At 42.5% G+C, this 12,325-nt stretch carries 11 protein-coding genes and 1 riboswitch; of the genes, 1 reads left to right on the top strand and 10 read right to left on the bottom strand.

Features of this window, described 5'->3' with window-relative positions:
* Positions 1–26: 26 nt before the first annotated feature.
* Positions 27–635, bottom strand: a complete 609-nt coding sequence (locus C9414_RS05900; RefSeq protein WP_039180486.1) for a succinate dehydrogenase cytochrome b558 subunit — start codon at positions 633–635, stop codon at positions 27–29.
* A gap of 283 nt (positions 636–918) precedes the next feature.
* Between C9414_RS05900 and C9414_RS05895 the strand changes: the two genes are divergently transcribed.
* The gene (locus tag C9414_RS05895) at positions 919–1,362 is read left to right on the top strand and encodes a YslB family protein (RefSeq protein ID WP_024423214.1); all 444 of its coding nucleotides are present in this window, start codon (positions 919–921) and stop codon (positions 1,360–1,362) included.
* A 154-nt stretch (positions 1,363–1,516) separates the two neighbouring features.
* On the opposite strand, the gene C9414_RS05890 is transcribed toward C9414_RS05895, so the two are convergent.
* From C9414_RS05890 to C9414_RS05850, 9 genes are all read right to left on the bottom strand, one after another.
* Positions 1,517–2,752, bottom strand: coding sequence for an aspartate kinase (locus tag C9414_RS05890; protein ID WP_107163257.1), 1,236 nt, complete (start codon positions 2,750–2,752; stop codon positions 1,517–1,519).
* Positions 2,753–2,885: 133 nt separating this feature from the next.
* Positions 2,886–3,063: riboswitch (Lysine riboswitch) on the bottom strand.
* Positions 3,064–3,124: 61 nt separating this feature from the next.
* Positions 3,125–4,897, bottom strand: a complete 1,773-nt coding sequence (uvrC, locus tag C9414_RS05885) for an excinuclease ABC subunit UvrC (protein ID WP_107163256.1) — start codon at positions 4,895–4,897, stop codon at positions 3,125–3,127.
* 141 nt (positions 4,898–5,038) lie between these two features.
* A complete protein-coding gene (trxA, locus tag C9414_RS05880; protein WP_007501629.1) occupies positions 5,039–5,353 on the bottom strand; it encodes a thioredoxin in 315 nt (104 codons plus the stop codon).
* Between the two features lie 246 nt (positions 5,354–5,599).
* Positions 5,600–7,078, bottom strand: a complete 1,479-nt coding sequence (locus tag C9414_RS05875) for an alpha-N-arabinofuranosidase (RefSeq protein ID WP_107163255.1) — start codon at positions 7,076–7,078, stop codon at positions 5,600–5,602.
* 75 nt (positions 7,079–7,153) lie between these two features.
* Positions 7,154–8,131, bottom strand: coding sequence for an electron transfer flavoprotein subunit alpha/FixB family protein (locus tag C9414_RS05870; protein ID WP_024423218.1), 978 nt, complete (start codon positions 8,129–8,131; stop codon positions 7,154–7,156).
* Positions 8,132–8,174: 43 nt separating this feature from the next.
* Positions 8,175–8,948 carry an electron transfer flavoprotein subunit beta/FixA family protein gene (locus tag C9414_RS05865; RefSeq protein ID WP_107163254.1) on the bottom strand — a complete coding sequence of 258 codons (774 nt, stop codon included), beginning with the start codon at positions 8,946–8,948 and terminating at the stop codon, positions 8,175–8,177.
* Positions 8,949–8,979: 31 nt separating this feature from the next.
* A complete protein-coding gene (locus C9414_RS05860; RefSeq protein ID WP_024423220.1) occupies positions 8,980–9,759 on the bottom strand; it encodes an enoyl-CoA hydratase in 780 nt (259 codons plus the stop codon).
* A 26-nt stretch (positions 9,760–9,785) separates the two neighbouring features.
* On the bottom strand, positions 9,786–10,370 hold the full coding sequence (locus C9414_RS05855) for a fatty acid metabolism transcriptional regulator FadR (protein WP_024423221.1): 585 nt from the start codon (positions 10,368–10,370) through the stop codon (positions 9,786–9,788).
* A gap of 168 nt (positions 10,371–10,538) precedes the next feature.
* The gene (locus tag C9414_RS05850; RefSeq protein ID WP_107163253.1) at positions 10,539–12,254 is read right to left on the bottom strand and encodes an AMP-binding protein; all 1,716 of its coding nucleotides are present in this window, start codon (positions 12,252–12,254) and stop codon (positions 10,539–10,541) included.
* Positions 12,255–12,325: the final 71 nt, after the last annotated feature.

Raw genomic sequence — 12,325 nt, 5'->3', positions numbered from 1 at the left:
TCCCTCTTCTACTAATCTATTTCCTCTTAAACAAAAGCGAAAATTGCTCTTAGCCCTACATATGAAAGCGCTATAAATATACCTAATGTCACAAATGTGGAGATTCTTTGTGAGCGTGGTGAAACCGTAATTCCCCAGCTGACAGCAAATGACCACAAGCCATTAGCAAAGTGGAAAATAGTAGATAAAACGCCGACAATATAGAAACCTAGCATAAATGGAGAGCTTAAAATATTCGCCATCATGTCGTAGTTGACTTCAGCTCCAAGTTGAGCTTGAATGCGTGTTTCCCATACGTGCCAAGTGATAAAAATCAATGTGATGATACCTGAAACCCTTTGCAGTCTGAACAACCAGTTTCTTAAGTAACTGAAGCGAGACGTGTTGTTTTGTGCCGTAAAGGCTATGTACACCCCATAAACAGCATGATAGATCAGTGGTAAGAAAATCACGAACAGCTCAAGTGCATATCTGAAAGGAAGCTGTTCCATAAAGTGTGCAGCTTTGTTAAACGCTTCTGGTCCATCCGTCGCAAAGTGGTTAATCACTAAGTGCTGTACTAAAAATAGACCGACCGGAATGACGCCAAGCAAAGAATGCAATCTCCGATAAAAAAATTCTTTGTTCCCCGACATTACTTTACCCCCTAGTAAAAAAAGTGCAATTGCTTGAAAATTGTCTTACCCCCGCTTCTTTCAATTGTAAGCACTTTATTCAAATTTATTGACAATTTCATTTTACTCCTATGTCAAAAAAGCGTCAAGAAACCGCGTACATAAATTAAAATTTTCCGAAATTTAAAAGTTTTAAATCAAAATTCGTTTTATTACAATAAGAATTTCTTAGACTTCAGGGAAAACTCTGTCATCATATGCCCACATAAGCTATAATAAATTGTTGAAAGAGGGGAGCCGTACAATGAATAAATTCGAATCTAACTTAGAACAGCTAAAAGAAATTGAAGTCAATGGATTTGCCTACGAGCTGATACGCGAAGTTCTGCTGCCAGATATTCTTGGTCAGGACCATTCATCTATGATGTATTTTGCGGGTAAACTGCTTGCTCGTAAATTTCCTCAAGAGTCATGGGAAAAGATCCCCGAATTTTTCCATGATGCCGGATGGGGGACTCTCACAATGGTCCATTCGAAAAAACAGGAAATTGAGTTTGAGCTCGAAGGTCCACTAGTATCCAATCGACTCACCTATCAAAAGGAGCCATGCTTTCAGATGGAAGCGGGTTTTATTGCTGAACAAATTCAGCTTCTAAATGAGCACGTGGCTGAATCCTATGAACAAGTGAAAAAGCGTGCTGAGAAAGTCATTTTAACCGTTAAATGGGATTTAAGAGACCCTAGCTAATCCTCTTGGTAAAAGGCGCGGACTTCAGGTCACGCCTTTTTTATCTGTCTACATCTATCATAGCATACTTAATGAATGGGTTTACGTCCGTTTCAGCCGATTCCATATAGAAAAAAGAGGCGATCCTCTTTCATGAGGTCACCTCTTTACCTTTTTAAGAGTGAGCAGCTGCTCTCACCTTTGATAAATCAAACGCATCATGTAGCGCTTCAACCGCTTTGACCATATCATCACGGCCGACCACCGTTGAGACTTTAATTTCAGACGTACTGACCATTTTCACTTGAATATCTTTTTGCGCTAACACAGCGAACATTTCAGCGGCTACGCCTGGGTTAGAGACCATTCCAGATCCCACGATGGATACTTTCGCTAATTTGCTTTCTGTCTCAATCTGCTCGTAGCCAAGCGCCCCTTTATATTCTTCTAATACTTCAACTGTTTTGGACAAATCATCCGTTTTCACAGAGAAAGAGATCGACGTCTGATTGGTGCTTGTGACAGACTGAATGATGATATCAACATTGATATTCTGTTTCGCAAGCGTCGTAAAAATGGTCGATAATGTTGTTAGACCGCTTGAAAGCCCGCACACTGTCACACGTGTAATCTGATCTTCAAACGCAATGCCTCTGACGACTAAATTTTGTTCCATGGATGATTCCTCCTCAATTAACGTACCCGATTCATTTTCAATACTAGAACGGACTTCTAACGGGACTTGATAATTTTTCGCAAATTCAACAGCTCTTGGATGCAGGACCCCAGCTCCTAAATTAGCCAGCTCAAGCATCTCATCGTATGAAATACCTGCAAGTTTCCGCGCAGATGGTACATAACGCGGATCTGTCGTAAACACACCTGGTACATCTGTGTAAATATCACATTTATCAGCTTTTAGGGCGGCAGCCAGTGCCACAGCAGTCGTATCTGATCCTCCGCGTCCAAGTGTTGTGATATGTAAGTCATCTGCAATTCCTTGGAAGCCTGCCACAACAACGACTTTCCCCGCACTTAATTCCTCTTTTATTCTTGCTTCATCAATGTCCACGATTCTTGCATTTCCGTGTACATGCTCTGTTTTCATACCAGCCTGCCAGCCTGTAAAGGAAATGGCATCATAGCCTCTTGCTTGGAGCGCCATCGCTAATAATGAAATGGTCACCTGTTCACCAGTTGCGAGCAGCATATCCATTTCTCTTTTGCTTGGATCGTCTGTAAGTTCTTTCGCTAGGTCTACTAGAACATCTGTTGATTTACCCATCGCTGATACAACCACAACCACATCATGTCCTGCCTCGCGTTCAGCGATCACTCTCTCTGCGGCATTGCGAATTTTTTCTGTTGACCCAACGGAAGTTCCGCCAAATTTTTGTACAATTAGTCCCATGTCTACCACCCTTTTTCAAAAGTTCACGTGTGAGAGAAGAGGCTGCTTTGGAGACTGTCCGCTCACTGCAAATAAAAAAGCAATGAGAGAACAAATCTCCCATTGCTTTAAAATCATCATTAAACGATGCAAACAATGAGATAGCCCTCCAAGAAATGAATTCTTGACAGCCCTACATTTCTTCAATGTACAGCCAGCGAATAAAATGAGTGGATTTTATTCACTTCGGCGACGCTCCCCTTTCAGCCCTCTTCTTAGATCCCATCGATCTCCGAAGGCTTACTCTTGAAGTTCGCACCTCTATCTTCAACAAACAACACGTTCATTTATTAAATTAGTCACATCTTAACAGACTTTTGGAAAAAGTACAATCTATTTTTTTAATGCTTCCATTAAAAGTTCAGCCGTCTGTTTTGGAATGCCCGCCTCCTGAAAGTCTTGGATAGAGGCTTCTTTCATCTTTTTCACAGAGCCAAAATGTTTGAGGAGCTGCTTTTTACGCTTCTCTCCGATACCTGGTACATCGTCTAAAATAGACTGGAATGCATTTTTTCCGCGCAGCTGCCGGTGAAAGCTAATGGCGAACCGGTGCACTTCATCTTGAATGCGCTGCAACAAGTAAAAAGCCTGGCTATTTCGCTCCAGCGCAACCATTTCAAGTGTATCTCCCATCATGAGATTTGAAGTCCGGTGTTTTTCATCTTTTACAAGACCTGCGACTGGGACAGACAGATTCAATTCATTTTCAAGCACATCGATGGCTGCGTTGATCTGTCCTTTTCCTCCGTCAATTAAAATTAAATCTGGCAGCGGCAGTTCATCCTTTAACACGCGGGTATATCGTCTTCTAATGACTTCACGCATGGATGCATAATCATCTGGTCCTGAGACGGTTTTAATTTTGTATTTTCGGTATTCCTTTTTATATGGCTTCCCGTCCTGAAAGACGACCATGGCAGAAACCGGGTCTGCTCCTTGAATATTGGAGTTATCAAACGCCTCAATTCTGTACGGCATATAAATATTAAGCGCATCCCCAAGCTGCTTCACCGCACCAATTGTCCGCTCTTCATCACGCTCAATGAGCGAAAACTTTTCTTTTAAGGCGATTTTGGCATTTTGATGGGCAAGTAAAAGTAAATCCTTTTTCTTTCCTTTTTTCGGCTGGTGAACGTTTGTCTCAAGTAATTGCTCAATCATCTCTTGATCGACACTGTCCGGTACCAAAATTTCCTTCGGCAGAAAATGGTTGTTCTTTTCATAAAATTGCCCCATAAACGTAAGGAACTCTTCCTCAGGGTCCTGATACATAGGGAACAGGCTGACATCACGTTCAATCAATTTCCCCTGTCTGATAAAGAAAACTTGGACACACATCCAGCCTTTATCATAGGCATAGGCGAAGACATCTCGATCTGATAAATCACTCATCGTCATTTTCTGTTTTTCCATCGTTGAGTCGATATAAGCGATTTGGTCTCTCAGTTCTTTTGCCCGTTCAAACTCTAAATTTTCAGCAGCTTCCTGCATCTTTTCGGTCAGTTCTTTTTTGATTTGCTGATGTCCTCCGTTTAGAAACCTTGTGATTTCGTCCACGAGCTGCTTATTCGTTTCCTCGGAAATGTCATACACACATGGTGCAAGACATTGCCCAAGATGATAATAAAGGCAGACACGGTCAGGAAGAGTGGCGCATTTTCTCAGTGGATATAAGCGATCGAGCAGCTTTTTCGTTTCTCTTGCTGCTTGTACGTTTGGGTATGGACCGAAATATTTCCCTTTGTCCTTTTTTACATTGCGGGTGACGATCAGCTTAGGGTGGCGTTCATTCGTAATTTTTATAAATGGATACGTCTTGTCATCCTTGAGCATGACATTGTATTTTGGGTCATATTTTTTGATTAAATTCAGCTCTAAAATGAGCGCCTCGATATTAGAAGAGGTGACAATGTATTCAAAGTCTTCAATTTCACTGACAAGCCGCTGCGTTTTGGCGTCATGTGATCCAGTGAAATAAGAGCGCACCCTGTTTTTTAAAACCTTTGCCTTTCCCACGTAAATGATCGTATTTTGTCTATCTTTCATTAAGTAACAGCCTGGTTGATCCGGCAGGACTGACAGTTTTTCTTTGATTAGTTTGTTCATATTTTCATCCGTCCTTGTTTTCCTCTTTCACTCCTTCTAGTGTATCACGAACATTTGTTTTATACCATGTTGAAAGAAAAGCGGCTCTCGTCTTTACGAGAACCGCTTCAATATGATTATGCCGCTTAGACATAGATCGGTTTATAGATGTTTGTTGACAAGCTCAGCAAGTGCTTCTTTTGGTTTGAAACCAACAGAAGTTTCTACAACTTCACCGTCTTTTAAAACAAGAAGTGTTGGGATACTCATAACGCCGTATTTACCAGCAGTTTCTTGGTTATCGTCTACATCAATTTTTACAATTTTCATTTTGTCGCCCATTTCTTGATCAAGTTCTTCAAGAACTGGAGCAATCATTTTACAAGGTCCACACCATGGTGCCCAAAAGTCTGCAAGAACAACACCTTCTGCAGTTTCTTGTGAAAATGTTGCGTCAGTAGCTTTTACGATTGCCATTATTCATTCCTCCAATGTAAATTATGCTTTTTAGTATAGCATCTACCAATGTGACTTGCGAATGAAATGCTTACGAATCATTTTTTAGGAAATGAATTAAAAAACAAACCGTATAATCGCACCAATAACAACAATCGCACCGATGATCATTAGAATGGTTCTAAGCATATGACATGACACCCTTTCCGCTTCATTTACAATGTATGATGCCCCAACATTCTTCTCATCAAACATCGAAATATGCAATCAAGTGAGGTCGACAGTTATCATGACCACTGACATTGGCGGCAGCTCTACCGTTAATTCCCCGGGATTTACAGTCATTTGCTGAAAGTCTTTTGGCTGAACAGAATGAGGATCTTCAAATGTATTATGCGCATTCATGCGATCAGCCGTCAGCACAAGTCCAGTGACTTTCGTTTGTGCATCAATCCCTTCAATGGCAAGGGATACCTCTTTTTGTTCATGCGGATTCAGGTGACAGTAGCTAATATGCATCTTACCTGATGAACGTGAGGCTGACACACTGACCTGAGGAATTTTTTCACCTTTTCGTTCATACGGCGGTGAAACGAACTCAACCTCAAGAGCTTCTTCCTCTTGATGTACTTGAAACATGTGAAATACATGATACGTAGGCGTCAGAAGCATCTTTTCGTCCTTTGTTAATACCATCGCTTGCAACACATTGACCGTCTGAGCAATATTTGCCATATGAATCCGCTGACAATGACGATGAAAAATATGAAAATGGAGGGCGGACACAAGGGCATCTCTTAGTGTGTTTTGCTGATATAAAAACCCAGGATTTGTCCCTGGCTCTGGGTCATACCATGTCCCCCATTCATCAATAATCATCCCAATTCGCTTGTCTGGGTCATAACGATCCATGATTTCTCCATGGTCCTCGACAAGCCGTTCCATCTCATAGGCTTTTTTCAGCGTGATAAACCATTCATCCTCATCAAATTCAGTCGCTGACCCTTTCTTCTCCCATGTACCAGGTACAGTGTAATAATGTAAACTGAGCCCATCCATCCACGGTGCAGCCCGCTCCATCAATACTTTCGTCCAATTCACGTCATTAGAGTTCGCGCCGCAGGCGATTTTATAAATACGCTGCCCGGCAAATTCTCTTACGTACGTTTGATAGCGTTTATATAAATCTGCATAGTATTCAGGCGTCATATTCCCGCCGCAGCCCCAGCTTTCATTGCCTACACCAACATAGGTCAGCTGCCAAGGGTCTTGTTTTCCATTTTGAATGCGCCAGTCGGACATAGGTGTCCCTTTTGGAAATGTCATGTATTCGACCCAATCGGCTAATTCTTGAACAGACCCGCTTCCCACATTGCCGCAAATGTATGGCTCACATTCAAGCAGCTCACACAATGCCATAAATTCATGTGTACCAAATGCATTGGATTCAACCGTACCACCCCAATGGGTATTTACCATTGGCTTTCGTTCACTGAGATCACCTACACCATTTGCCCAGTGATACTCGTCTGCGAAACAGCCCCCCGGCCACCTCAGCACCGGAATATGTAATGCTTGAAGCGCCTTCAGCACATCAGTACGAATCCCGTCAATATGGTCAATCTCTGAGTCTTTTCCTACCCAAATCCCGTCATAAATCCCTCTTCCTAAATGCTCCTGAAAGTGCCCATAAATGTGTTTAGAAATGCGTCCGATCACGTCATTGACTTTTACTGTCCCCTTCACTTGTCAACCGCTCCTTTTCTTCTTGATTACATACAAAAAAACCCAGAATACCTAGGCATTCTGAGTGTATGAGCGTTACGAGTGGATATTCATCTTTTTTAACTCTTCATTCAAAAGCGGTACCACTTCAAACAAGTCACCGACGATTCCGTAATCGGCGATTTTGAAGATTTCTGCTTCTGGGTCTTTGTTGATCGCCACAATGACTTTACTGTTAGACATTCCCGCTAAATGCTGAATCGCTCCTGATATCCCGCATGCAATATAAAGATCAGGTGTGACGACTTTTCCCGTTTGACCAATTTGCAGGGCATAATCACAGTAATCGGCGTCACAGGCGCCACGCGAGGCTCCGACTGCTGCCCCGAGCGTCTCAGCGAGTTCATTCAGCGGTTCAAAGCCTTCCTTGCTCTTAACACCGCGTCCTCCAGCAACAATGACCTTTGCTTCCGATAAATCTACACCTTCTGACGTTTTTTTAATGACTTCCTTCACGATCGTCCGAAGGTTCTGAATATCGACAGAAACCGGTGTGACTTCTCCGCCTCGTGACGCATCCCGCTCAAATGGCGCCACGTTGTTTGGCCGGATGGTCGCTAGAAGCAGGCGGTCTGTGGAAATGACTTTTTCGAAGGCTTTTCCAGAGTAAATCGGTCTAGTGAAAACAAGATGTTCACCGGTAACGCTTACATCGATCGCATCTGAAATCAAGCCAGTCTGGAGACGTGCGGCTATTTTAGGCGACAAGTCTTTTCCGATAGACGTATGGCCAAAGAGCACAGCATCTGGATCGACCTGATCTAATATGGCTTGAAGAGCCTGCGCAAAACCATCTGATGTATAATATGAAAGGTGCGGATGCTCCACAATCATGACATGATCTGCTCCATAGTAAAGCAGTTCATCCGCTAGGCTTTTGACGTCATCCCCTATTAACACGCCAATGACCTCACCGCCATCTGCCACTTTGTGAGCGGCAGCAATGGCTTCAAATGTCACATTTCTTAATTTACCGTCACGACTTTCTCCAAGTACAACAACTTTTTTACTCATCTTCAAGCTCCCCCTTGTTCTCGTGATATCGTAAAGTGGATGTTTAGATGACTTTTGCTTCATTTCTGAGTAGATCTGTCAGTTCTTTGACTTGATCCTGAAGCTCGCCGCTCAGCACCTTGCCACCCTCTTTTTTCTCCGGTAAGAAACGTTCAATTGTTTTGATTTTATATGGTACATCGTCTTCGTCCAGATCTAAATCATCAAGTTCCAATTCTTCTAAAGGCTTTTTCTTTGCCTTCATAATGCCTGGTAATGATGGATAGCGAGGCTCATTGAGTCCTTGCTGAGCTGTGACGACTAGCGGTAGTTCGGTAGAAATGACTTCCACATCACCCTCTACATCTCGTTCAATCGACGCAGAGCCGCCATCAATTTGAATGCTTGTTATCGTTGTCACATATGAAAAGCCGAGTAATTCAGCAAGACGCGGGGCTACCTGTCCAGAGCCGCCGTCAATTGCTACATTCCCTGCTAAGATTAAGGAAGCCTCTTTGTCTTTTAAATAGTGATAAAGAATGGTAGAAGCTGAATATTGGTCCCACTCTTCTAGGTCATCTTCGACGTTTAATAAGACGGCCCTGTCACAGCCCATAGCAAGTGCTGTTCTCAGCTGTTTCTCCGCATCCTCACCGCCAACTGTCACAACGGTCACTTCTCCTCCGTGCTCATCGCGAAGCTGAATGGCTTCTTCAATGGCATACTCGTCATAAGGATTAATAATGAACTCTGCTCCATCTTCTTGAATTGCACCAGACTGAATAGAAATTTTCTCTTCCGTGTCAAACGTACGCTTCATCAAAACATATATATTCATCTATTTCTCCCCCTTGTGTCGTACTTATCCCTTATTCCCCTTTAAAGTTCGGTTTGCGCTTTTCGATAAAGGCCTGGATGCCTTCTTTGGCGTCATTTGATTGGAAAACCTCACCAAATTTCTTGGCTTCCAGCTTCATTCCGCCGTCATATGAATACAATTTTGTTGCGTTCAATAAATCAAGCACATATTCAAGAGATTTTGGGCTTTTCGCTGCAAATTTCCCCGCAAGTGTTTTAGCCGCTGTGAGCGCTTCTTCCTCTGTTTCTGCCAGCTTTGTAACAAGTCCGCAGGCAAATGCTTCTTCACCTGTAATCGGTTCAGCTGTTCCCATCATTTCAAGCGCTTTAGCAGAACCAACGTAGCGCGGGAGGCGCTGCGTGCCGCCGAATCCTGGAATAATGCCGAGGTTTAGTTCTGGAAGTCCAAGCTTCGCATCTTTTGTTGCGATTCGGATATCACAAGACATGGCAAGCTCAAGGCCTCCGCCTAATGCTGCTCCGTGAATCGAGGCAATGACTGGTTTTGGACATTGTTCAATCCGTTCAAAAACTTGCTGTCCTCTATCTGCGAGGCTTGCATAATCAGACTCTTCCTGTAAAGTGGTAAATTCTTTAATATCAGCACCTGCTGAGAAGAATCTGCCTTCTCCGTGAATCACAATCGCTCTTACTTCTTCATTCTGTTCTAGCTCATCGAACATGTCATTAAGCTCTGTGAGCAGCTGAGAGGATAAGGCATTTGCAGGTGGGTTCTGAATCGTGATGAGCGCTGTCTGTCCTTCATGATGTAAGCTGAGTATCTTTTCCATGTCAATCATCCTTTTTCACATTGTCTTTAGGATTGATGTATTCCGTTTAACAGCAGATCATGTACATTTTCTGCGAGTGCAGGCAGATCATACTTTTGATCATTCATAACCCATGTTGTTGCGGTTTCATCAATCGTCCCAAATACCATTTGTCTCGCTAAGCGGACATCTAAATTTTGTCTGAATTCTCCTGTTTTCTTTCCTTCTGTTAAAATTGACTCGAGCATATTTAAATACCCTTTTAGCACTTCATTGATTTTTTGCCGCAGCTCAAGGTTTGACTGCCTGAGTTCAAGCTGTGTCACAAGAGCCAAATGATGATTTTGCGCCAGCATGCGAAAATGCTCCTCAATCAACAGTAGTAGCTTTTCTTTGGCAGACGGCTTCTTTTGAATATCTGTTTCCATCCGTTCGATGAATTGTCCCATTTTTTCTTTGAACAATGAGATGAGAATATCCTCTTTGTTTTTGAAATAAAGATAAATGGTTCCGTCTGCGACCCCTGCTTGTTTCGCAATCTTTGAAACTTGTGATTGATGATAGCCATTCTCTGCAATCACCACAACTGCTGCATCAATAATTTGCATGTACTTCGGTCTTTTCTGCTTCAATGTGCTTCGTCCCTTTCTAAATTGAATGAGCATTCATTCATAACTTTATGTTAAAAAGAAACGGCTGATTTGTCAAGAGATCTTCTTCTTTCTTTTCAACCTTTATCATACCAGAGCAGACTGTCATCATTCAAATCATCCGGCCGCTCGACCGGATGATAAAGGTCGTTATTTCTTTAATTGATCAACAGGTGTTTCAGATGAAGCATGCTTTCTTTTTTCTTCTTCAATTAATACTCTGCGCAAAATTTTTCCGACGGCCGTTTTAGGCAGTGACTCTTTAAATTCATACACGCGCGGTACTTTAAATGAAGCAATTCTCGTTCTCACAAAGCGATCGAGTTCATCCTCTGTTAAATAAGCATCCTTTTTCGGTACAACAAATGCTTTTACTGTTTCTCCTCTATAAGGGTCTGGTATACCTGCGACAACAACTTCTTGTACAAGCTCATGCTCATAAAGGGCTTCTTCGACCTCTCTTGGGTAAATATTATAACCGCTCGCAATAATGACATCCTTTTTCCGGTCAACGATATAGAAAAAACCGTCTTCATCCATATACCCAATATCTCCGGTGAAAAACCATCCATCCCTTAATACAGCTGCTGTCTCCTCTGGCTGATTCCAGTATCCTTTCATAATCTGCGGTCCTTTGACGATAATTTCTCCGTGCTCATATGGCTCTTTGAAGCCACCCGTTTCCTCGCAATAAATACCTGCGTCTGTACCAGGCCATGGACAGCCAATGCTGCCTGTTTTATTCGCTCCCCATAAAAAGTTAGAATGGGTCACTGGTGAGGTTTCGGAAAGACCATATCCCTCTACTAAACGCCCTCCTGTTAATTTTTCGAAGTTCTGTTTGACTTCAACAGGAAGAGCCGCCGAGCCGCTTAAACATGCAGTGATGGACGACAGGTCATACTTTTCAATGTTCGGATGATGCAGCAAGGCGATATACATGGTTGGTGCACCTGGAAAGAGTGTCGGTTTCTGTTTTTCAATCGTTTTGAGGGTATCAGCTGCGTCAAATCGAGGAAGGAGAATCATTGAATGCCCTTCTTTGACAGCAAGATTTAATACGGTCGTCATTCCGTATACATGAAAAAACGGAATAATGCCGAGGATTCGTTCTTTTCCTCTTGTCGTTTTATACATCCAAGAAGCGCACATTTCAGTATTCGCTAAAATGTTTTCATGCGTAAGCATGACCCCTTTTGGTAAACCGGTCGTTCCACCTGTATATTGCAAAACAGCGACATCCTCTTTCGGTTCAATGGCAAGCTGCGGGATTTGTTCTCCTGATGATTCTTTCATGATTTGTGAGAAGTGATGAATGCTATCACTTTTCTCGACTTGGATGACCATTTTATTTTTTCTTTTTTGGACGATAGGAAACAGAATGTTTTTTGGAAATGGTAAATAATCCTGTAGTTTGGTGATGATCAAGTGTTCCATACTTGTCAGCGCTTTCATTTTATAGGCCTTTGGATACAATAAATCCAATGTAATCAGCACTTTAGAGCCGCTGTCCTCCATTTGATATGCCAGTTCTTTCTCCGTATAAAGCGGGTTCGTTTGAACAACGATGCCCCCTGCAATTAAAACAGCATAATAAGAAATGACCGATTGAGGACAGTTTGGCAGCATGATCGCTACTCTGTCGCCTTTTTTCACGCCAATTTCCATCAGGTGACCAGCTAGTTTCAATGCGTCTTCTTGGAGCTGTTCATAGGTGATGTTTTTTCCTAGAAAATGAATGGCTGTATGCTCAGGTGCAGCCTCTGCGGAGCTGAATAAGTAAGATTGTAACGTCTCATTTGGGATGGTGAGTTCGTGGGGAATTTGATTCGGGTAATGCAGAAGCCAACGTTTATCTGACTGCATAAAAACCCTCCTTCCTGAACTTTCGTACTATTTTATTATAGCAAACTTTTCCTTAAGGCAGTTTGCTTTTT

It is taken from the genome of Bacillus sp. Nf3 (genome assembly GCF_003028545.1).
GTDB classification, from domain to species: domain Bacteria; phylum Bacillota; class Bacilli; order Bacillales; family Bacillaceae; genus Bacillus; species Bacillus safensis.
The sequence above is the reverse complement of the archived record's forward strand: the minus strand, read 5'-3'. Positions and strand labels throughout refer to the sequence as shown.